A 21,270-nucleotide genomic window follows, 5' to 3' on the forward strand; every position below is an offset into this window, starting at 1 on the left:
ATAATGTACGTTTGGTCTCTCTTGGTCTCTAACCGATTTATTAACTTGAAGTCAGTATACCATATGTTCCTTAAGAATTAAAGTTTATTTGAAAGCCATGGCAGCTTTCACTGCTTTTTTCCATCCGCTATACAGTTCTTCCCTTGTTCCATCCGCCATTTCCGGTTCAAACTGTTTGTCTTTATTCCACTGCTTCGAAATTTCTTCTTTATTTTCCCAGAAGCCAACCGCAAGCCCTGCTAAATATGCTGCTCCAAGAGCCGTGGTTTCATTTACCACCGGACGTTCAACAGGGACAGATAATAGGTCACTTTGGAATTGCATTAAGAAATCATTTTTAACTGCTCCACCATCGACCCTAAGCTTCTTAAGGGAAATTCCAGAATCAGCTTCCATTGCTGTCAGAACATCTTTGGTTTGATAAGCAAGAGATTCTAAAGTAGCTCTCACAAAATGTTCTTTAGAGGTCCCTCTCGTTAAACCGAATACTGCCCCACGCACGTCACTGTCCCAATAAGGAGTTCCCAATCCCACAAAGGCAGGGACAACATATACTCCATCTGTCGAGTCGACTCTTTCGGCATACCCTTGGCTATCTTTGGCATCCTTTAGCATACGAAGACCATCTCTCAGCCATTGAATGGCTGAACCTGCTACGAAAATGCTTCCTTCAAGAGCATATTCAACCTTGCCGTCAATTCCCCATGCCAAAGTCGTTAACAGACCATTATCAGATTTCACAGCTTTTTCTCCAGTATTCATAAGCATGAAGCAGCCTGTTCCATACGTATTCTTTGCCATTCCTTCTTCATAACACGCCTGTCCAAACAACGCGGCCTGTTGATCGCCTGCTGCACCGGCTATAGGGATCTCTCTTCCGAAGAAGTGGTAAGGTACCGTTTTTCCATACACTTCCGATGAGGGACGGACCTCTGGTAGCATACTTGAAGGTACGCCAAGGATATCGAGAAGCTCTTGATCCCATTTCAGTTCGTGAATATTATACATCAGTGTACGGGATGCGTTAGAATAATCTGTTACGTGAGATTTTCCGCCAGACATTTTCCATATTAGCCAAGTGTCGATCGTACCGAACAGCAACTTACCTTGTTCCGCTTTTTCTCTGGCTCCTTCCACATTATCAAGGATCCATTTCACCTTCGTACCCGAGAAGTAAGCATCGACCAGAAGCCCTGTTTTGTCTCTGAAGGTATCATTATGACCCGCTGATTTTAATTGATCACAAATGCCTGCCGTTTGTCTAGATTGCCAAACGATTGCGTTGTAAACAGGTTCTCCGGTTTCTTTATCCCATACCACAGTCGTTTCACGCTGGTTGGTAATTCCGATTCCTTCAATTTGCTCAGGCTTTATACTTGTCTCAGATAAAGCGCTTGCAATGACGGCAAGAATCGATCCCCAAATCTCATTTGCATTGTGCTCTACCCAACCTGGCTTAGGAAAATGTTGCGTGAATTCTTTTTGTGCAGAGTGGACACTTTCCCCCTGTTTATTAAAGAGTATGGCTCTTGAACTTGTTGTCCCTTGATCTAAAGATAAAATGAACTTTTCCATAGATAAACCCTCCAAGAATTAATTTTCAGTAGATAGTTGATGAACTTTTTGAGCTAAACTGTTTTTTCTGTCACTTGCATAGGCAAGACCAAGTACAGCAAGGGTAATGGCAAGAACTACCCAGAAGCTGGTCGTGACTTGTCCAATAAAAATGGCTTTATAAAATACGCCTCCAAACGATCCTCCTAATACAGGGCCAACCACTGGAATCCAAGAATAACCCCAATTGGAAGGGCCTTTACCTGGTATTGGAAGAAGGAAATGAGCAATACGAGGACCCAAATCCCGGGCTGGATTAATAGCATATCCAGTCGTTCCCCCTAAAGAAATTCCGATCGCGATAATCAAGAATCCAACAATGAATGGATTAAGCCCATCAGTAAAGGTATTCGCTCCAATGGATAATAATCCTACTACCAAAACAAAAGTTCCAATGATTTCACTTAATAAATTCGAAAAATAATGTGGAATTGCTGGTCCTGTTGCAAAAACCCCTAATTTCACACCGGGATCTTTCGTTGCATGCCAGTGGGGTAAAAAGTGAAGATAGGTGATGGTTGCACCAATTATTGCGCCTATCATTTGTGCCAAGATGTACTCTGGAACATCTTGCCAAGGGAAATCCCCATTGAAGGCAAGACCTAAAGTGACAGCGGGATTCAAATGGGCTCCGCTAAACTGTCCAACAGCATATACACTCATGGCGACACCCAATCCCCAACCAAATGTGATGACAATCCATCCTGCGTTATAGGCAAATGACTTTTTCAAATTGACATTTGCACATACACCAGCTCCGAAAATAATGAGCAACGCTGTACCTACCACTTCTCCTAAAAATGCATTCATCTTTCATCCCTCATTTCAATAAAATAGTGCCCTGTCTTCTTATCCTGTGGAAAATGAATGACTTATTAAGTGGGGATACTCTTTTTGGAGTTCTTCACTGCTGCATAGCTTACAGTCCTCCTGATGCTCGTATACCCGATTACTATTATTCATAACCATGTAATCTAATCTTCAAAACCACAAACAGGGAAATTTGAATAAATAAAAAGACTCACGGAACACGCCCACCAATTTTGGGGGCCATTCGCGTGAGTCTCTTCATCTCTTTCACAACGTATTAACTTGGACATAATATTACCCTAGCATGAAAGCGTTGTCAATGCATTTCCCGATATTATTATCTATCAAAATGTTTCCATAATACCCGGTCTGAGGTCGTAATCGCTGTAGCACCAGCTTCTAGCGCTGCTTCTACTTCCTCGACAGTATCTATAAGCCCACCTGCAAAAATAGGTTTTCCCGTCTTTTCACGGATTTCGTTAATGATTTTAGGCACAACACCAGGGAGTACCTCTATGAAGTCTGGATCAGTCTTATGAATAAGTTCGATACTGCGATTCATCGCACTGGAATCAATCACAAACATCCTTTGTGTAGCAAAAATTCCTTTTTGTCTTGCTTTTTTAATCACATTTCCTTTGGTGGAAATAATCCCAAAGGGTTTGATTTCCTGACAAATGTATTCAGCCGCATACTCATCACTGGATAATCCATTAATGAGATCAAGGTGTATAAACATCTTTCGATTCTCATTACGAGCATATTCAAAAACACTTTTAAGCATCCCGACATGAAGATCGAGAAACACTCCGTATTGGAAAGAGGTTTCGAGCATCTTATCAAAGTCCTTCATGGATCGTATAGCAGGTAAAATTTTTTGACCTTCAAAGCTCACTTTTTTTCCCCTCCTCTATTGGTATTCGTATGTATGTTTTCACAAGGAGAAATTATACCATAGTTGATTCTGCAAAATTTCGAAAGCACCTAACTATATTTTACCACAATTTGGAATCTGGTGGATCCTAATTAATGGCCGGAGCATACGATCCCTATCTAATCCTGTGTATTCACACCACCATCCGATTGTTAATTCAAGGGTATTTCTAATATAAAAAACCTGTAAAAATGACAGGGGTTCTCTCTTATTCAAGCTTAGCGATAACTGTTCTGACTCCTTGAGAATGGATCATTTCGATAATATCGATTGACGCTTCCTCATCGGTAATGAGAAGGTCGAGTTTCGAAAGTGGATTCATTTCTGTAAACAGTTCTACTCCTAATTTAGTATGTTCCATAAGGGCAATGACTTTTCTGGAATGGCCGAAAACAGTCCTGTGGAAAATGGCTACTTCCGGTGTGGCTGTACTTAATCCACGTGCTGATAAGCCCCCTGCTATCGCAAAGCTAAGATCTATAGTAAATTGTTCCGCGAATTTGTTTGCTAATCCGTCTGTAATATTACCAGAGGCCTTCACTTTTCCACCCATAAGATACGTTTGTATATTGGAATAACCCCTTAATTGATAGGCAACCTCAACTGAATTAGTTACCACGGTAAAGGCAATCTTCCTTGTTAGATATTTAAGCATAACGTAATGAATAGCTGCTCCTCCAATAAAAACCGTTTCATCTTCTTTGATATGTAACACAGCTTCTTTCGCAATCGCATTTTGATAATCCGTTCCTTCACCATATCGTTCAGATCGGGCTTGAGGTTTAGTGCGTACTTTTGGATTGGGAATGGCCCCTCCATGTGTTCGTTTTAGTAACCCCTCTTCTTCCATCATCGTTAAATCACGGCGAATGGAATCAATTGATACATCGAATTCATCGGCCATGTCTTTTGCTAACACTCTGCCAAGTTTCTCAACCCTTTCAAATATCTTTTCACGTCTTTCTTCTGAAAACATCCGATTTCCTCCTAAAAAGTTTGCTTCGTGCATGTTTTATCATGTTCATTATTATAAGTTTGATGGCTTTATTTATATATATGCCTATTATCGAGTGATAAGGAATTTTTTGTCAACTGTTTCATTCTTTTATTTTCATGAAATACATAGTTAAACTCTGGTTTATTCATGAAAAAAAAGAACATGCTGATATTCAGCTTGTTCCTTTAGATAAACATTTAATTAATTTCTCATCAATGGGATCGATCTCTCCAATAGAATCCTTTACGTTCCATAACATGATCTTATTCGTTTCCGGGTTTTCAATGAATGGCTGTAATTCTTTGATGCTAGCAGAATAAACAGGATTATACTGAATGCTTCCTGAAGCTCTTTTAATTTTCATTAATCCTTGAAAGTGTAATTTATCCAGCATCTGGCCGGTCTCTTCGTATAGTTCCCGAATCGCACATTCATGAGGGGTTTCTTGATTCTCCCTTTTACCTGCTGGAAGCTCCCATTGTTCACGAAATACGTTATAGCATAATAGAACCTCATCATTCCTTGAAATGACAGAAAAGGATCCTGCAATAGGCTGATAACGATTCATTTCCAATTCTTCTATGGACATGAAATCAAGAAATTGCCGACCGCAGTTATTCACGATAACAGCCTCCCCTTTTGTCTTCACCCAATAGCGTAGGATAACATTCCCATCTTCTTCTACGAAATCTTCATCCTTCAAGCCATTAGCTCTCAATATAGTACGTTTGGATGCCTCATTCCATGCATCACAAACGATCAATGCATGATCGATACCAATGGATTGGGCTATTCTAAGACTGAGACTTAGCAATTTCCCTGCATAGCCCTTTCTTCTTTCAGATGGTCTGATGCCATATCCGATATGGCCACCATTTTGCGAGAGCTGAGCGGTTAAGGAATGACGAATATTCACTACTCCAAGAATACGATCAGATTCAGAAACAAGCCAATAGGTGGAATCTGGCACCTACCCTTCAGGTAATTTCTCTCCCATTTCTGCATCTAGTAAGGACTGAACCATTTCAGGGAAATGAGTCGGATCTTTTTTGATCACCCATGGAATCATATCTTCCCCGCTCAGCTTCCATTCATCGTAGAAGTCAAGATATTCCTTTTCCAGGATAGGGGTTGGCTGTATAAGCCTCACATTCTCTTCCATATGCATTCTCCTTTCAAATAAGATAGATGAATATGGGGCGTTATTTTTCTCTTCTTAGTAACGCCTGTATTCGTTCTTGTATTTCGGATTTACTATGATATTCAACATACCTATACCATTGCCCCAAGGATCTTGAAAGGAAGCCCATTTCACTGGGACCTCTTCCTTTTCATAAATGTCAAAGTGTTCGTCCCACTAAGTCTAATTACCAAATCAGATGGCCCAATTCCCATTTCTAAAAATAGGGATTCTGCTTCCATCAGCATTAACACCGTCGATATTCATATGTTCTGAACCAATCATAAAGTCTTCATGGACAACGCTATCATTTAGTCCCTTCTCTTCTCGTTCTTCATCGGTCAAGATATCTCCGTCCTTCATACAAGTTGGATACGAGGAACCGATCGCTAGATGATTCGACGCATTTTCATCAAATAACGTATTAAAAAATAGGATCCCCGAATCTGAAATCGGTGAGTGATGGGGAACAAGGGCAACCTCGCCTAGATAGGATGCTCCTTCATCTGTGTCAATTAATTTCTTTAAGATTTCTTCCCCTTCCTTCGCTGAAACCTCTGTAATTTTTCCATTAACAAATGTAAGAGTGAAGTCTTCAATTACATTTCCATTGTAAGCAAGAGGTTTTGTGCTAGTAACTGTACCATTGACACCTGTCTTAACCGGGACAGTATAAACCTCTTCTGTGGGCATATTGGCAATAAAGTTCGAACCTTGAGGTGTTTGACTTGCACCTGTGAGCCAAATATGATCCTCATGCAGATCAATTTTCAGATCAGTCCCTTTCGATTGGTAGTGCATTTCCTTTAGCTTGAGGGAATTTAATTGTGATGCCTTTTCGTTTAGTGTTTGGATGTGGGTTTTCCACGCGGAGACAGGGTCCGGTTGGTCGATGCGGACCGAAGTGAAAATTTGGTTCCATAGACTTGGGATCCTATCCGTTTCAGGAAGTTCAGGAAACACTTTGTCGGCCCATTTCTTTGAAGGAATAGCGACGATTGACCAGCTGATTTCATCATTTTCAATGGCTTCATAGAACCGATCCAACGCATCTCCACTTGCTTTCTCGAAGTTAAGGATCCGGTCTGGGTGGATACCCTTTAACAAATCCGGGTCATTTGCTTCTATCTGCAGGAACGCTCCTTTAAGGTCCACCACCCATTCATGGGCTGCAGCAAGCCAAGTCGGGTATTCATAGAAGACATCATAAGGCGCAAGTTCGTAATGTGTTCTCATTATTTCCTCATCGTACCATTGAACATGTACATTTCTTGCACCCGCAAGATACGCTTCTTTAACAACAATTCGCACAAAATCTTCGGATCCTAACGGGGCTGATATCCAAAGAGGTTGATCTTCTTGCACATTTACACCTACCTTAATGGCGAGCTCAGCGTATTTTTTTACTTGTTCATGAATTTCTTTATGTATAGTCAAATTCATCTCTCCTATTCTAGTAATCTATTAATGAAAGCACTCATTTTATTCTGGGTTTCTTCCAGCGACTCGATCGGTTTCATCACATCCCCATTACCATAAAATAATTCACCAAATTGCTCTGCTTCTTCATTACGGGGAATGACATGCATATGATAATGATTTAGCTCATTGTAGACCCCGCCATTTTGGCAAATAGTAATTCCATTGGGTTCATAAAGTGCTTGGATGGCTCGTGCAACAAGTTGCGCAGCCTTCATGACCGAGAGACTTTCCTCTTCATTGAATTCTATCAATTCCGCTCTATGTAGCTTTGGGAGAATTAACGTATGCCCTGTTTGATGAGGAACATGGTCCAATAAACAGGTTACATGGTTATTTTCGTATATAATGAATACTTTCTCTCGATTATTTGCAAGTTGACAGCCCAGACAAAATTCCATTACTATGCCTCCAATTATTAAGTCAATTTAAAGGATTTTATTAGTATGTGTCGAATCTTGGTGGATAGGTGAAAATATGTTTCTACTATCATATCATGGAAACGAAAGAAGGTCAGAAAATTATGGAAATCAGGTTATTAGATGAAAGACATGCTGAAGATTATTGGCATCTTCGTTTAGAAATGCTGCAACAAAGTCCATCAAGTTTTGGAAGTAGCTATGAAGAAGCCATCGCCCGTCCAGACCCAATCCAAACCATTGCCGGAAGAATAATAAGCGAGGGAAGCTTTACATTTGGTTGTTTTGAAGACAATCAATTAGTAGGGGCGGTCACCTTGGTGCGTGAAGCATCCTTAAAGATGCGCCATAAAGCTTCTATTTATGCTGTGTACGTTCAGCCGTCATATCGTGGAAAAGGTTTTGCAAGAGAGCTAATAGAAGCTGCCATCACTCTTTCGAAGGAAACAGAAGGCATAGAGCAGCTGATGATCACAGTCGTAACAAGCAACGAAACAGCAAGAGGCCTTTATCATTCATGTGGATTCATACCATTTGGCACTGAAAAGAGAGCTTTAAAATATAATCATGAATATTTTGACGAAGAGTTGATGGTTCTGTTTTTGTGAGCAGAATCAATAAATAGCTTGAACAAATGGATTCTTAACAAAACGGTGACCATCCAGGAACGGATTCACCGTTTTGTTATAGTATTTGATAATCAAACCTAAACATTAAGAAGGCAACGACAAAGACAGATATCACCAACGCCCTGACAGGATTTACAAAATGAAGGCGGATTAAGGGGAACATGATGCAATAAAACAATATTGTCCACCATATATTCCATCCTTCGAAATATTGGATAGAATCAAGCATTCCAGCGGCCCATTCTGTTACGATGGCAACACTTATATACTTCACATAATAAATTACCTTCATTCTGATCTCTTCTGGATAGTGGCTTAAAAAAAGCACAACCAGACAAGGGTAGGCTATCGTAGTGTATAAAGTATCAGTCACAAACACATTAACAATAAAACCATCCAATTCCCATACAGCCTTCATCGTATAGCTTATATACTGATAAAACATATTAAAAAAACTAAAATAGTAAATCGTCGGAAGGAACTCTCTCCATCTATTCCAAGAACCCCATTTCAACGAACTAAGAACAACCGAAAAAATAACGACAATATGAAACATGGGATCCCCCCATCATTCGATGCATGTTGTAACCCTATTCTTGCCTTGCATCTGGAAATTTATTCCCAACAGGATGGTGAGGTAGTACCATTCCGGTCTTCTTACAAATCACATTGGGTGGAAAATAGATCAGAGACTTTGTTGCTAAATTCACGCAAGTAATGTAGGTATTGGTCTCCACCATAGTTATAACGCTTATTATACATTTTTGCCACTACTACGTTTAAGGACGGAATCACAAGAATGGTTGGACCGGTCACACCTAATATTTGATATGAATCCTTTGGTACCCGTACCCCTATCTCACTTTTGTCTCTTGGTATATTTTGTACATACCAAAAAAGTCCATTGTCAGGAATCGTTGGATCAGAGTAGCTATCATTTTGAATGGATGTTGAGACTTCGATCACTTTAGAAGGGACAATCTCTTTTTGATTCATTATCCCTTTATTCAAATGCAGTTGTCCCCACAAAGCTAACTCCCTTGGGGATACGAAAAGATTTTTCTCCGTTCCATTAGCCGTGGTACCTAGTCCTGAAAGTGCTGGTTTTTCCATATCCCCGATAATTCTTACAAATTGGTCGTCTGGTTCTGTTCGCCATCCAGTTTCTTTCAGGCCCATTGGTTTAAACACTCTTTCTTCCAGGAGCTTCGGAAAGCTTTTTCCGTATAGGCGATGAATGAGGTTGGTTATGATGTCAACCCCTACATTACGATAAGCCCAGGAATGACCCGCCATGAATTGTCGATAAATGGTTCCGTTTTCATTATAATCAAGGCCATGGGAGTGGGTCACAAGGTGTCGGATTGTGGTATCTTTCATCACCTGATGATTCAACTCAGGAATATACCGGGAAATCGGATCATCGAGACTGCTTATGTACTGATCATATAGCGCATAAGAAACAGCAAGGCCTAAATAACTTTTACGGGCGGAGGCTATATTGAATTGAGACTGCGATGTTACAGGGAAAGCATTTTCTTCATGGGAGTGTTTACCGCTATAATGCTCCAGCACGACTTTGTCGTCTTTAATAATGTATAGAGAAGCGGCAGAGCTTCCATTATTAGCTTTAATGTCTTCAACCCAGGTAATCAGTTCAGACAAAGGAGACGTTATGGTATTCTTCAAATCCCCTTCCACTCTTCAGCCAGCAAACCGTACACAATATGATCTACATAGTGATCGTAGATCCATTCTTTTTGCCGAAGCTTGCCTTCCTCCACAAAACCAAGACGCTCAGGGATTGCCCGACTGCGGTGGTTGAATTCAGCAGCGGTTATTTCAACTTTATTCATTTTCAAATATTCGAATGCATAGTGTGTCAATCCCTTTGCAACGGATGTCATAATCCCTTTACCTTGATAGCCTTCACCTAACCAATAGCCTATGTAAGCCACTTTATTAGACCAATCAAGTTGATTGAACCCTGCTACGCCCACTATTTCATTTTGATAGATAATTCCCGCCGTCAAACTTTTATTGTTTGCAAAGCCTAGCCGGGTACCCTGAATGAATTCTTTGGAATCATCAACTGTTTTGGAATAATCCACCCAAGGGAGCCACTCACGTAAATAAGAGCGGGATTCATCTGTCAGTTCGAAAATGCGTTCAGCATCTTGTGTATCTAGTAATCTTAATTCCAATTTATCGTTTAATTTATACGTGAACATGTGCACCTCTCCTTATCCTTTTTGAATTAAGTATTTATTAGAACCATTTGTTTGTTTGAGGTATTGAGTTACCACACCTGAAACGATTTGTTAATTCATAGTATTTCTATGAATTGGAAGCAATCCCCTTTATATTGTTGGAATTTGTTCATCTTGATTCCTCCAAACGGTTTAGATGATTTTACCAAATTAATAGAGAAGGAACAAGAATTTTTTTCCATTTTAGTGATAGAATCACAACTTTCTAATTTGGTTATAAATAATTGTATTAAACTAATAACGAGCGTCAATTTACATTCGATAAACTTAGCTTATATAGGGACGGAACTGCATTAATATGCGCAACATATTTTTACAATAATATGAACGATTTGAAAAGGTTGCGGAGGATTAGGGATGTTTGAAGTGTTTGTATGGTAAAATAATTTGGTTGCGTAAAATTGGCTCTATGGAGGTACTGAATTGAAAAAAAATATGTTGAAACGAATCCTGCCGGTTATGATGATATCGTTAATAGCTATGACGTCATTTCAACAATCGGCTCATGGTAAAACGAAACTAGATATAAATGCAGATGCTGCTATTTTAGTTGAAGCAGATACAGGGAAGATCGTGTATAGCGAACATGAAGATGAGCTTCTAGGAATTGCCAGCATGACGAAAATGATGACGGAATACCTTGTATTAGAAGCAATTGAAAAAGGGAAAATCAAATGGGATCAAACGTATAAGGTAAGCGATAAGGTCTATCAATTAGCAAATGCTCCCGGTTTAAGCAATGTTCCGTTGCGGGCCGATGAAGAGTACACGGTGAGGGAACTGTATGATGCCATGGTCATCAAGTCCGGTAATGGTGCTGCAATCGCTCTTTCTGAAGTAGTCGCGGGCTCTGAGGGTAAATTTGTGAAAATGATGAATGCAAAAGCAAAGGAGCTTGGCTTTGAGCATTATCAATATGTGAACTCTTCCGGGCTCAGTAATTACGATATGCTTGGAATGTACCCGGAAGGAACGGATGTAAATGCTGAAAACATGGTTTCTGCAGAGGATATGGCGACCTTGGCCTATTGCCTCATTCATGACTTTCCTGAAGTCCTGAAGACTTCAAGTCTCACTTCCAAAGTATTCAGACCAGGGACGAGTGAAGAACTGGTGATGAAAAATACGAATGGTCTCTTAAAAGGGAAATCCTATTATTTTAAAGGCGCCGATGGGCTGAAAACGGGTACGACACCTTTTGCAGGCTCAACATTCACTGGAACTGCAATACGGGATGGTGTACGTTATATCTCCGTTATATTGGATGCCAAGGATGAATACGGGCAACCGAGCAGTCGAGAGCGGTTTATCCAATCTAAAGAACTTCTGGATTATGGCTTCAGTGAATTTGAAACAGTAGAATACAATCTGGATTCAGTAGAAAAGAAAAAGGAGCATACATTACCTGTTCCGAATGGTAAAGAGAAAAAGATTGCCATCAAGGTAGACAAACCTCTCGCGATTCGTGTAACGAAGCAGGATAAAGACAATGTAAAAACTATACTGAACGTTGCCGATAACAAAGTGAGCGAAGATGGTTCCCTAAAGGCTCCAATCGAAAAAGGTGAGAAAATTGGGGAATTAGTCATCGATACTCCTAAAAATGAAGAATATATCTTTGATAAAAAAGACTCTCCTTTAAAGATAGATGTCTATGCTGCTGAATCGGTGGAAAAAGCAAATTGGTTAGTTCGTAGTGCCCGGAGTATACAGGCATTTTTCCAAAATATTTTTTAAACAATCTCTTGACTATTCAACCTGGATAGTCAACTTTTGGTGGATTTAGTGTTGCTTTTCTACCCAGTTCGTGTCAAGCTTACTAAGTTAAAGGATTTAGAAAGAAGGTGGCATTATGATCGAAGTGAAAATATCATCACTTAGCGATGGTGATCTGAATCGTGGCGTTTTTGCTAAAAGAGATATAGTAAAAGGTGAACTGGTTCATGAAGCACCCGTTATACCTTATCCTAATGAGGAACATGAACATATTGAGAAAACGTTCCTGGCGGATTATGTATTTGAATACGGAATCAATCACACAGCACTTCTATTAGGTTATGGAATGTTGTTTAATCATTCATATACACCAAATACAGTTTATGAAATTAATTTCGACAATCATACCTTCGACTTTTATGCCTACAAGGACATTCAAGCGGGCGAAGAGTTACTCATTAATTATAATGGCGAAGTGGACAATGATGAGCCACTTTGGTTCAATAAAGATAAGAGTGACGAAGAATAGCGCGAGTAGGGACTTCCATAACGGAGGTCCCTTTTTATAATTTGCTTGAACTGCCGTGGATATATGGAGTAGTAAACAACATCTACCTTAGAAATAAAACCACTCAACCTCAGGGACGGACCTCGAAATAATATGCTTTTCAAAGGAAGAACCCACTATCCATAGGATTTCCTCTTGGCATTTGGATATATTTCGAGGTCCGTCCCTCCTACCTGCTATTAGTAAAAAAATAACAGGCATTTAAGCCTGTTATTTCATTCTTAATGAACCATATCTGCTTTTTTTCCTTCGATTATTTCCACTTTAATTGTACGAACCCGGCGATTATCCACTTCTTCCACGCTCACTTTTAAGTTTTCATAGTCGAAGCTGTCACCCTCTGATGGAAGATCTTCAAAGCTCTCAACAACCCATCCTCCTATAGTATGATAAGAACTTTCAGGTTCAGGTACATCAAGTAACTCCGTAAATTCGTCCAATTGATATTGGGAATCGAATGTATATTCGTTATCACTTATTTTTCTCATAGAATGTGTTTTCTCATCTTGCTCATCCCATATTTCCCCAACAATTTCTTCCAGGATATCTTCAAGAGTGATGATCCCTGTCGTTCCACCAAATTCATCGACGACAATGGCCATATGGACATTGTTTTTTTGAAGTTTGGTAAGGAGAGAAGAGATTTTGGCAGATTCAAAGATGAACATCGGTTCACGTATTAATTCACGAACGTTTACTTCCCCAAATTTGATCAGATGGGTAAAGAACTCTTTCTCTGAAAGAATTCCGATCACATTGTCGATATGATCTTCATAAACGGGAATTCGTGAGAACCGTTCTTCGAAGAACATTTCCTTGATCTCTTCAATTGATTGATTCACCTCTACGGCTTGAACATCGATACGTGGAGTCAATACCTCAGTAGCAAGGATATCGTCAAAGTCCATGGAACGGTGAATCAATTCTCTTTCCTCTTTATCGATGACTCCTTCTTCTTCACTAATATCAAGCATCACTTTTAACTCTTCCTCTGTAACAGACGGCATTTCGTAATCTTTTGAGAAGAACTTCGATACCAACTCTTTTAATTTGATGAAAAAGAAATTGATCGGTGTAAGGACCTTGATTAAGAAAAACAGAACGCCAGATATCGTCAGGGAATAGGTTTCTGCATTTTCTTTTGCCAATGACTTAGGTAGAATCTCCCCAAAAATCAGAATTAACAACGTCATGACAAACGTACTGATTACAAGACCTGTATTCCCTCCGAATATATCTGTCGCAAGCTTTGCTGAAATACTGGCTGCGGCAATGTTCACGATGTTGTTACCAACCAATATCGTGGACAGGGCTTTATCAAAGTTCTCAGCAATATAATGTGCTTTAACGCTTCCTCTTCTTCCTTCACTTAAAAAGTTCTTCAGCCTGATTTTATTTACGCTCGAATAAGCCGTTTCCGCCGATGAGAAAAAGGCAGATAAAAGAATCAATGCTCCTAATAATACTAATGAATTCAGTGGTATATCGTCCAAAAAAAAGTCACTCTCCTGTAGTTGTTTATCTATTATGCTGGTTTAACCAGAAAAAACTATTAACGTTTGAAATAAGGCCAGAGCCTGGGGTGAAACTTGTTTGATCATGCGCTTACGATCGTCATCTCCAAGAGTATCCATCGCCTGCATAACCTCATGTAATTCTTTGTGTAAATGATTCATTTCATTTCGAATATGATTCACTTGCTTTTCTAGAACAGATTGGTCCACCTGCTCCGATTTCATTAGAATCAATCGATCTTTGATTTCATTTAAAGACATGTTCATCTGCTGACACTGTTCAATGAGTTTCAAGTCAGCGAATGCCTCTTCGTGGTAATACCGGTAATTATTCCGGGACCGATCGCAATTTAATAAACCTATTTTCGTATAATAGTCAATCGTCCGCTTCGACACTTGACTGCGCTTCGATAGTTCTCCTATTCGATACATCTTCCCAAGGATATCACCTCTTGAGTAGTATACTGTATTTTATTAAAACCGTACAGTTAAACGTTATGGTTTTGATTAATTAATCAATGAAATTTCAACCATCGGGAGGGACGGACCTCCAAAAAGTTCTACAATTCGAATAAAAAGCTTGATCCTAAAGGATTCCTTTCGAATATATCATTCAAAATGGAGGTCCGTCCCTCTCACCTGCTTAGAATTATAATCGTACTAATAAGGAGGAAGAATAATTCGAATTTGATAGCCTTATCCATTACTTCCCTTTTTTTCTTCCATAAGCTCTCCTTTAATAGTATAAACAGTCACTTTTGGCCATTTCTTATTCCACTCCTTTTCATACACCCTTTTTTCATAAATGGCGGCCAATGTTTCTTTTTCTTTAAATGGAGGGGTAGGCTTTATTTGAAGGGAGAGTAAGTCCTGAATTCCCCATGGCGCTGCTAAAGTAAGCTCTTTTTTTTCGTTCAGCGTTAACGCTATAGAGGTTGCTGTTTCAGGAAATCGGGAAACAGCGTCTATCGTTGAGATATAAGGTAGTTCTCCATTTTTTATATGCATCCTGGCTTGGTTTTTTACAGACCATGGTTCGTTCATTAACCTCTTACGCAATTGAAATTCAAGGTGATTTTCGAAATTCTCGTCTGTATTCGCACGGTCAAAGTACACCACATCAATATCGGTCAATTCCGATTTCTTCGTATACCCATGGATAGTATCCCATACCTTTGTTCTAACAAATCCGGCACAGATCCACCAGTCAGGAAGCTGTAAGGTATGGGCAGCATTAAGGATGCTCATCATCCATGAATCTTTTTTCACTAATGCCAAAATATCCTGTTCTGATTTGATCATTGTGATCCCCTTTAGTTGATTTTTGAGTGACTACTCCCTATACTCTTTCATATTTTTTATTATGAATTTCCTAAACCTATTATGAACCAAAAGCGCCTCCCTTTTAGATTAATAGGAAGGCGCATTCTTTTATTCCTCTAATGTTCCTTGATCATCTGTATTTTCCAGTTGGTCGGCATTTCGCACTTCTTCTTCTGTTGAAGAGTTAAAATATCCTTCTTTGTCGTATTGCTTTTTTAGTTCGAAATATTTGTCCATGACGCGTTTGGCGATGGTTTTATTTACGTATGGATCTTTATTTTGATGTGAATAAGGAAGCACGACCGAGAACGCGATTTCCGGGTTATCATAGGGCGCGTAGCCAATTAGAGTTGTATTATATGTCTGGTATTGTCTCTTTTCTTCTGGACTATAGTAGAATGCTTCTGCAGTTCCTGATTTTGCTGCTGCATCATATGGAGCATTTTTAAAGATTGTTGCCGTGCCATGACTACCATGAGCAACACGATAAAATCCTCTTTGAACCTGTTGAATTTCCCTTTCAGTCGCATCAATTCGGTTTAAAACCTGTGACTCGTTTTCAAGAAGAAGCGGTCCTACCTTTTCTCTTTCCTGGCTAGGTTCCCGAATCTCTTTCATGATATGTGGTTCCATTCGATATCCACCATTCGCGATGGTAGATGCATATTGTACAAGTTGCATAGGTGTGTACAGGTCATATTGACCAATGGCAAAGTCCAATAGTTTACCAGGTATTCTTTCGGTTCCTTTTAATCCCACCACTTCCCCAGGTAGGTCAACACCTGTTTTCACTCCTAAACCAAACTGACTATAGTAATTTCTCATAGTATCAAATGCTTTAACATCAATATCCATTGGTTGGTTAGGTCGATAAGTTGCATTTGCAATTTTAATAGCCGTCTTAAACATGAAACCATTCGATGAAATCTCTAAAGCTTCAACATCTGTGAAATATTTCGAATAATTAAACCACGATCTTTTTTCTGGAGTGTCTTTTATATTGATTGGTTCATCGTATAAGGCGTCTCCAACATTCAAAGCACCAGTCATATACCCTGTCAACACAGTAGCACCCTTAACAGCAGAGCCCACCCCATATTCAGAAGTATAAGTACCTAATGCATAATCCTGTAACTCAGTCTGTCCGTCAGTATTTTTCCCGTATTTCTTCCCGACCATTGATAGGATTTCCCCTGTATGGGGATCCATCATCACCACAAAAGCTCGATCTAAGAAGGGAGACTCCCAATATTTAGAAGCTTGCTTACTCAGTTCTTCTTCTACGATTTTCTCAATTTCTTTCTGCAGCTGCAGATCGATGGTTAATACTACATCCTTCCCGCTATGACCTTCACTGACAAGCTGGGTATCAAGGACACTTCCATTTTTAGTGATGAATTCGATTTCTTCTTTTTGACCTTTAAGTACATTCTCATACTCCGATTCGAAGTAGCTTGTTCCTACCCGATCATTTAAGGCATAGCCCTGAGCTTTGTATTCCTTCACCAATTCGCTGGGCAATCCTTGTTGTGAAGTTGATACCCTCCCCAGAATGGTCCTCAGTGTACTATCATTCACATATTTCCTTTCCCAATCCGTGGTAACGTTCACACCTGGCATTTCTGATAATCGTTCACTGACCCTTGCCATTTCTTCCATGGAAACATCTTTGTTCTTGATGATTTGAGGGCTCAGGGCATATCCCGTGTTAAATTCACGGAAGATAGCCAGTACTTCCTCTTCCTTTTCAGAAAATGAGTTGATATCTTGATCAGTGATTCGCTCTAACTGCATTTCATATATCTTTTTATTCCTTTTATCCTCTGAGAGATCTTCATCATCTTCCAATCTCTTTATTTCTTCCTTAGAAACTAGCTTTTCTGCTTTATCTGGGTAACTGAGAAGCCAGAAATCCTTTCGATCCCGATCGGTAATCTTACCTGTATCCATATCAATTAACTCCGCCAAACTCTTTGCTACCTTCAGCATATTTTTTGGTTTCGTCGTTTGTGTTCTCGTATACGTAATCGCATTTAATGGAACATTGTCAACGATAACATTTCGATAACGGTCATAGATTTTCCCTCTTGGGGGCGTTCCATTATGTGACTTTACGTTTTCTGTCCTAGACACTTCTGCCTCATAATGGTTCCCCTGCACAATTTGCACTATCCCCAGACGAAGAATCAAAATGGAAAATAGAAAAAAGACAGAAATAAATAGTAAGTTCATTCTCAATGGCACATGGGTTTTTTTCTTTTTTTTCTTTTCCTTCAATTGAATAGCCCCTTTTAAGCTCGTATTTTACCAAAATATGATAAGATTCTATTCTATTTTAAAGAAATACAACCTATATTTCTACCTCTTTATGGAACAAATTCCAATTAATTTACTTAATTAGATGATCATTTCTAATTCATGGTAAGTTTTCATGCTCCCTAACCATGTTTGCAAAAAATGTCGAAGAAGGAATATAGACAAAAGGGTTTCTTTTCTTTTAGAATAAAGTCGTGGAAAAAGATGAAAAATTGAAACCAAAGCTCTCCCTATTGCGTAGAATTGGTAACTAGATGATTGAGAGGTTGAATGGCTGTTATGTTTAGTAAACTGATGTGCAGGTTTGGTATTGGAGCAACAAAGATTGATTTGGTATTAAATAAGAGCGAATTTCGTCCGGGAGATGTCATTAAAGGGGAATATGAACTTACCGGCGGAAGGGTTGAACAGAAATTAAAGAGAATTGAAACAGACCTATTGCAATACGATGAAAATGTTAATCGCTCTTCTATTCTTCATCAAAATACCATATTGAGCTCATCCACGATGAGAGTAAACGAACAACGGACCATTCACTTCTCGTGCAGACTATCAGATGCATTTCCTCCAAGCAGTGAGTCAGTCTCATATAAGTTTGTAACTCGACTTGTTTTTGATGATGGTGTTAACAGTGTCGATCATGATGAGTTTCAGATTTTAGTATAATTATTATAGAGGATAAAGCCCTTCTTCTGAGAAGGGCTTTATCCTCTACTTAAGATTGTGTTCGATTCTTCCCTAAGGAAAACCCATCGAACAATCTGCCCCCATATCCATCTAATACAGAGTCTACCAACTGCACAATGCTCTCTTTTTCATTGTTCAAATAGAATTCATCGAATGCATTAATATACTCCACAGCAAAATGGTGATTATATTCTTTAAGTGCACGGACAATCCATTTAGAATGGCCCGTCCATCGACCATTTGTACGCAGGACAAATTCATGCAAAGATTCTCCTATAGAGTTAGCGATAAATATACTTTCACCTCTATTTGTCGAACCGATTAAATCATCAAGAGCATCTGTAAGAAAGTATCTTTTCATATCAATGGTCTGTTGTGACCAACTTGGAGGTCCGTCCCTCAACAGCTTCGTGGCTTCTTCTTTGAGGATGGGGATGATAGGGTGATCGAGGATTGGGATTCCTTCAGAGACCATTCTTGGTAAGGAAGGTCTTGCCCGCTTACAGTCTGTTTGAAAATAGTGTCGTATGGTTTCTTTAGTATGAACGAAGACTTCGATTGGCCAACCATAAGCATAAAGAGATTCTCGGTATTCGGTAGATACGCTTTCATCAATGACGACAATATCCAGGTCTGATGTTTTTGTGTCCACTCCTCTTACCACACTTCCTCCAAGGAGTGCTCCTTCACATGTAGAGAAGTTTTCCTCAATGAATAATCTAGCTGCTTCCAAAGCTGATGGTCTACTCATGCAAATTACCCACTTTCATTAATCACTTTCTATATTGACTTGTCCCCTTGTAAATAACCCTTTCATCTCTAATACATGCTTCAGCGTGTAATCTGGATGTTCATCCTTAGGAGTCTGGTAGTTATAGCGATTAATCCATAATGTATCCATTCCTGTGGATTTCGCCACTAATATATCTGTGTAATAGTTATCGCCTATAAAGAGTGTTCTGCTGGAATTTCCTTCAAAAAGCTTTAAAGCATGCTGGAAAATTTCTGGATTGGGTTTAGAAGAACCAACGGCCTCTGAAACAATGACAGATGTTTCAGGGAAAATTCTCTTCAAACCGAGACGATCAACTTTTTTATATGCATTAAAAACAGTGCCATTTGTGATGATTCCAATACGTACGCTGTTACTCAAGTCAGTTAGAAATTCATTTAATTCCTCTTGTGGTCTTATTTGTTCAAGGTAGGAATCCTGAAACATTTTTACTATTTCTAGGGATTCCTCCCTCTCAATAATAATCTTGAAGTCCTTCAAGGTGTTTTCAAGTCTTTTTAAAGAAAATTCCTGGAAATTCAACTGATTAGATGTAAACATTGACCATAGAAGATGATTATGCTTTGTAAAAGATTTGATAAAATCCGATTGGTCAATCCCTTCTAAAGCTTGAAAGTGCTGAACTGTATTTAATATGCCTTTTTCATATGCTTCTGAGTGATGGAATAAAGTATCATCAAGGTCAAATAATAATAAATCATAGCTATCAAATGGAAGGTGTTTCATTCTAAGACACTGCCTTTTTCGATTTTTCCCAAGGGAAAATATGAATAAATCCGCAATGATTTAAATCAGTCATTGTGATTTCAAACATCCCCTGAAGTGGAACCTCTATATTCTTCTTTACCTTTTCTCCGTCCGATACTATGTCCGATCACAAGACCAACCATAAGGATAAAAAGATAATCTGTTTCAAAACCGCTCGTAAAAAACCCAGTGACCCCCCAGCCTAATACGACACCAATGATTAAGAAAAAAAGAGCCCTCATATCCAGAACCTGCCTTCCTAATAGAATCCAATCATTGTGAGAATTCCGACGCCTATGACAGTCGTCACCACTCCAGATACAACCGAAATGAGCACGATACGTTTCTGTTTCGTTTCATGCCAGATACTTATCGTGACGACCAAAGTAATCATGATTCCAAAGAACAAAGCAACATAAGGGTTTGAAGGTGCTAGAAAATCATTCCAGTTCAACCATTTCATTATGATTACTCCTTCACATTACCAATTTAGTCTTTTCTCATACTTGAGATGAATAGAAAACCATCCGATCGGTAATCTTCTCATGGGAAACGTAGCCTCCCGGTAAAGCAACTAATTCTTTTGCACTGTTATGAATCCGCTATCCATTTTCATAGTTCCCTCAACTCCCCTTTGCTTAAGGTGAGACAGAATGGTTTGAAGCTGATTATGTTCTCTGATGACAATATAGGATCGCTGAAACCATTTATTTTTCATTATCAGATTCAGTTTAAAGCCATGATTGATTTTTTCATCAAGACCATAAAGCTCATGAAACTTCATGATTTTTTCCACCCTATATTCTTTCACCCGATTCCAAGGGATAAAATATCCGTTTAGGATAAGACCATCGGGCAGTAGATAAAAATTCCCACGATGTTTGATCGAACCAATTAGCATGATAAACATGTACAGAACAATAGGGTGAAATTCGTGCAGCCAATCGGTTCTAAAGACGCTCCATATTAAACCGATGCAGACGATTATGACACCTCTGCTCCCCCACTTCACCCATTGATAAGACTTCGTTCTTTTAGTTAAAGGCTTCATTTCCTTATATTCGGTTGGAATGAGTATACTGTTCATTTCTTCCCTACTGATTGGATAAATGGCCGCACTCGTTTTGTCTGCAGCATATTTAAGATTAATCCGAAAGCGAACTAGATATAAAATACCTAAGCTTACCATGAAGGTGATTAGGAAATTAATCCACATAGCTTTGCCCCCTCTAGGTTAGAATGTGTATCGATTTGTAAGCACCTACTCACATTTC

At 39.2% G+C, this 21,270-nt stretch carries 23 protein-coding genes and 1 pseudogene; 4 read left to right on the top strand and 20 right to left on the bottom strand.

Annotated features, from left to right (window positions below):
• Nucleotides 1-84: 84 nt before the first annotated feature.
• From glpK to FGG79_RS04835, 8 genes and pseudogenes are all read right to left on the bottom strand, one after another.
• Complete coding sequence (gene glpK, locus FGG79_RS04800) at nt 85-1,575, bottom strand: glycerol kinase GlpK (RefSeq protein WP_138776599.1); 1,491 nt, start codon at nt 1,573-1,575, stop codon at nt 85-87.
• Between the two features lie 18 nt (nt 1,576-1,593).
• Entirely contained in the window at nt 1,594-2,424 is an 831-nt protein-coding gene (locus tag FGG79_RS04805) for an MIP/aquaporin family protein (protein ID WP_138776600.1), read from the bottom strand.
• 337 nt (nt 2,425-2,761) lie between these two features.
• On the bottom strand, nt 2,762-3,319 hold the full coding sequence (locus tag FGG79_RS04810) for a glycerol-3-phosphate responsive antiterminator (RefSeq protein ID WP_138776601.1): 558 nt from the start codon (nt 3,317-3,319) through the stop codon (nt 2,762-2,764).
• 247 nt (nt 3,320-3,566) lie between these two features.
• A complete protein-coding gene (locus FGG79_RS04815; protein WP_138776602.1) occupies nt 3,567-4,334 on the bottom strand; it encodes a DeoR/GlpR family DNA-binding transcription regulator in 768 nt (255 codons plus the stop codon).
• Nucleotides 4,335-4,527: 193 nt separating this feature from the next.
• A complete protein-coding gene (locus FGG79_RS04820) occupies nt 4,528-4,944 on the bottom strand; it encodes an NUDIX domain-containing protein (protein ID WP_138777594.1) in 417 nt (138 codons plus the stop codon).
• Nucleotides 4,945-4,998: 54 nt separating this feature from the next.
• Nucleotides 4,999-5,517, bottom strand: a pseudogene (locus tag FGG79_RS04825) (GNAT family N-acetyltransferase); the annotation flags it as partial.
• Between the two features lie 213 nt (nt 5,518-5,730).
• Entirely contained in the window at nt 5,731-6,972 is a 1,242-nt protein-coding gene (locus FGG79_RS04830) for an aminopeptidase (protein ID WP_240794196.1), read from the bottom strand.
• Nucleotides 6,973-6,983: 11 nt separating this feature from the next.
• Nucleotides 6,984-7,415 (bottom strand): HIT family protein, encoded by a 432-nt coding sequence (locus FGG79_RS04835; protein ID WP_138776604.1) that lies wholly within the window; start codon nt 7,413-7,415, stop codon nt 6,984-6,986.
• Nucleotides 7,416-7,537: 122 nt separating this feature from the next.
• On the opposite strand from FGG79_RS04835, the gene FGG79_RS04840 reads away from it, so the two are divergent.
• Nucleotides 7,538-8,041, top strand: coding sequence for a GNAT family N-acetyltransferase (locus FGG79_RS04840; RefSeq protein ID WP_138777595.1), 504 nt, complete (start codon nt 7,538-7,540; stop codon nt 8,039-8,041).
• Between the two features lie 76 nt (nt 8,042-8,117).
• On the opposite strand, the gene FGG79_RS04845 is transcribed toward FGG79_RS04840, so the two are convergent.
• The 3 genes from FGG79_RS04845 to FGG79_RS04855 form a co-directional block, all read right to left on the bottom strand.
• Nucleotides 8,118-8,618, bottom strand: a complete 501-nt coding sequence (locus FGG79_RS04845; protein WP_138776605.1) for a CBO0543 family protein — start codon at nt 8,616-8,618, stop codon at nt 8,118-8,120.
• Nucleotides 8,619-8,719: 101 nt separating this feature from the next.
• The gene (locus FGG79_RS04850; protein WP_240794197.1) at nt 8,720-9,751 is read right to left on the bottom strand and encodes a serine hydrolase domain-containing protein; all 1,032 of its coding nucleotides are present in this window, start codon (nt 9,749-9,751) and stop codon (nt 8,720-8,722) included.
• Nucleotides 9,748-10,293, bottom strand: a complete 546-nt coding sequence (locus FGG79_RS04855) for a GNAT family N-acetyltransferase (protein ID WP_138776606.1) — start codon at nt 10,291-10,293, stop codon at nt 9,748-9,750. The genes FGG79_RS04850 and FGG79_RS04855 overlap by 4 nt, the downstream gene beginning before the upstream one ends.
• Before the next feature lie 462 nt (nt 10,294-10,755).
• Between FGG79_RS04855 and FGG79_RS04860 the strand changes: the two genes are divergently transcribed.
• Both FGG79_RS04860 and FGG79_RS04865 read left to right on the top strand, forming a co-directional pair.
• Nucleotides 10,756-12,069: a D-alanyl-D-alanine carboxypeptidase family protein gene (locus tag FGG79_RS04860; RefSeq protein ID WP_138776607.1), complete on the top strand. Its 1,314-nt coding sequence runs from the start codon at nt 10,756-10,758 to the stop codon at nt 12,067-12,069.
• A gap of 115 nt (nt 12,070-12,184) precedes the next feature.
• A complete protein-coding gene (locus tag FGG79_RS04865; RefSeq protein WP_138776608.1) occupies nt 12,185-12,577 on the top strand; it encodes an SET domain-containing protein in 393 nt (130 codons plus the stop codon).
• A 260-nt stretch (nt 12,578-12,837) separates the two neighbouring features.
• Here FGG79_RS04865 and FGG79_RS04870 read toward each other — a convergent pair whose 3' ends face one another.
• From FGG79_RS04870 to FGG79_RS04885, 4 genes are all read right to left on the bottom strand, one after another.
• The gene (locus tag FGG79_RS04870; protein WP_138776609.1) at nt 12,838-14,109 is read right to left on the bottom strand and encodes a hemolysin family protein; all 1,272 of its coding nucleotides are present in this window, start codon (nt 14,107-14,109) and stop codon (nt 12,838-12,840) included.
• Nucleotides 14,110-14,151: 42 nt separating this feature from the next.
• Nucleotides 14,152-14,562, bottom strand: coding sequence for a MerR family transcriptional regulator (locus tag FGG79_RS04875; RefSeq protein WP_138776610.1), 411 nt, complete (start codon nt 14,560-14,562; stop codon nt 14,152-14,154).
• A gap of 264 nt (nt 14,563-14,826) precedes the next feature.
• Entirely contained in the window at nt 14,827-15,432 is a 606-nt protein-coding gene (locus tag FGG79_RS04880) for a nucleotidyltransferase family protein (protein ID WP_138776611.1), read from the bottom strand.
• Nucleotides 15,433-15,561: 129 nt separating this feature from the next.
• Nucleotides 15,562-17,685, bottom strand: a complete 2,124-nt coding sequence (locus FGG79_RS04885; RefSeq protein WP_138776612.1) for a peptidoglycan D,D-transpeptidase FtsI family protein — start codon at nt 17,683-17,685, stop codon at nt 15,562-15,564.
• A 363-nt stretch (nt 17,686-18,048) separates the two neighbouring features.
• On the opposite strand from FGG79_RS04885, the gene FGG79_RS04890 reads away from it, so the two are divergent.
• Nucleotides 18,049-18,435, top strand: coding sequence for a sporulation protein (locus tag FGG79_RS04890; protein WP_171050807.1), 387 nt, complete (start codon nt 18,049-18,051; stop codon nt 18,433-18,435).
• Nucleotides 18,436-18,484: 49 nt separating this feature from the next.
• Here FGG79_RS04890 and FGG79_RS04895 read toward each other — a convergent pair whose 3' ends face one another.
• From FGG79_RS04895 to FGG79_RS04915, 5 genes are all read right to left on the bottom strand, one after another.
• Nucleotides 18,485-19,207 carry a nucleotidyltransferase domain-containing protein gene (locus FGG79_RS04895; protein ID WP_138776614.1) on the bottom strand — a complete coding sequence of 241 codons (723 nt, stop codon included), beginning with the start codon at nt 19,205-19,207 and terminating at the stop codon, nt 18,485-18,487.
• An 18-nt stretch (nt 19,208-19,225) separates the two neighbouring features.
• Complete coding sequence (locus FGG79_RS04900; protein ID WP_138776615.1) at nt 19,226-19,975, bottom strand: HAD family hydrolase; 750 nt, start codon at nt 19,973-19,975, stop codon at nt 19,226-19,228.
• 80 nt (nt 19,976-20,055) lie between these two features.
• A complete protein-coding gene (locus FGG79_RS04905) occupies nt 20,056-20,238 on the bottom strand; it encodes a hypothetical protein (protein WP_138776616.1) in 183 nt (60 codons plus the stop codon).
• A 17-nt stretch (nt 20,239-20,255) separates the two neighbouring features.
• A complete protein-coding gene (locus FGG79_RS04910; protein ID WP_138776617.1) occupies nt 20,256-20,459 on the bottom strand; it encodes a hypothetical protein in 204 nt (67 codons plus the stop codon).
• Between the two features lie 111 nt (nt 20,460-20,570).
• Complete coding sequence (locus tag FGG79_RS04915) at nt 20,571-21,212, bottom strand: hypothetical protein (protein WP_138776618.1); 642 nt, start codon at nt 21,210-21,212, stop codon at nt 20,571-20,573.
• Nucleotides 21,213-21,270: the final 58 nt, after the last annotated feature.

The organism is Bacillus sp. BHET2, from assembly GCF_005938125.1.
In the GTDB taxonomy this organism is placed as follows: Bacteria; Bacillota; Bacilli; order Bacillales; family Bacillaceae_B; genus Rossellomorea.

Bases quoted from the DNA above. Each gene is read 5' to 3' on its own strand.
- FGG79_RS04900 (WP_138776615.1), bottom strand. From the start codon at position 19,975: ATGAAACACCTTCCATTTGATAGCTATGATTTATTATTATTTGACCTT.
- FGG79_RS04895 (WP_138776614.1), bottom strand. From the start codon at position 19,207: ATGAGTAGACCATCAGCTTTGGAAGCAGCTAGATTATTCATTGAGGAA.
- glpK (WP_138776599.1), bottom strand. From the start codon at position 1,575: ATGGAAAAGTTCATTTTATCTTTAGATCAAGGGACAACAAGTTCAAGA.
- FGG79_RS04905 (WP_138776616.1), bottom strand. From the start codon at position 20,238: ATGAGGGCTCTTTTTTTCTTAATCATTGGTGTCGTATTAGGCTGGGGG.
- FGG79_RS04840 (WP_138777595.1), top strand. From the start codon at position 7,538: ATGGAAATCAGGTTATTAGATGAAAGACATGCTGAAGATTATTGGCAT.
- FGG79_RS04815 (WP_138776602.1), bottom strand. From the start codon at position 4,334: ATGTTTTCAGAAGAAAGACGTGAAAAGATATTTGAAAGGGTTGAGAAA.
- FGG79_RS04880 (WP_138776611.1), bottom strand. From the start codon at position 15,432: ATGATCAAATCAGAACAGGATATTTTGGCATTAGTGAAAAAAGATTCA.
- FGG79_RS04835 (WP_138776604.1), bottom strand. From the start codon at position 7,415: ATGGAATTTTGTCTGGGCTGTCAACTTGCAAATAATCGAGAGAAAGTA.
- FGG79_RS04855 (WP_138776606.1), bottom strand. From the start codon at position 10,293: ATGTTCACGTATAAATTAAACGATAAATTGGAATTAAGATTACTAGAT.
- FGG79_RS04845 (WP_138776605.1), bottom strand. From the start codon at position 8,618: ATGTTTCATATTGTCGTTATTTTTTCGGTTGTTCTTAGTTCGTTGAAA.
- FGG79_RS04915 (WP_138776618.1), bottom strand. From the start codon at position 21,212: ATGTGGATTAATTTCCTAATCACCTTCATGGTAAGCTTAGGTATTTTA.
- FGG79_RS04910 (WP_138776617.1), bottom strand. From the start codon at position 20,459: ATGAAATGGTTGAACTGGAATGATTTTCTAGCACCTTCAAACCCTTAT.
- FGG79_RS04890 (WP_171050807.1), top strand. From the start codon at position 18,049: ATGTTTAGTAAACTGATGTGCAGGTTTGGTATTGGAGCAACAAAGATT.
- FGG79_RS04865 (WP_138776608.1), top strand. From the start codon at position 12,185: ATGATCGAAGTGAAAATATCATCACTTAGCGATGGTGATCTGAATCGT.
- FGG79_RS04875 (WP_138776610.1), bottom strand. From the start codon at position 14,562: ATGTATCGAATAGGAGAACTATCGAAGCGCAGTCAAGTGTCGAAGCGG.
- FGG79_RS04820 (WP_138777594.1), bottom strand. From the start codon at position 4,944: ATGTCCATAGAAGAATTGGAAATGAATCGTTATCAGCCTATTGCAGGA.
- FGG79_RS04805 (WP_138776600.1), bottom strand. From the start codon at position 2,424: ATGAATGCATTTTTAGGAGAAGTGGTAGGTACAGCGTTGCTCATTATT.
- FGG79_RS04885 (WP_138776612.1), bottom strand. From the start codon at position 17,685: ATGAACTTACTATTTATTTCTGTCTTTTTTCTATTTTCCATTTTGATT.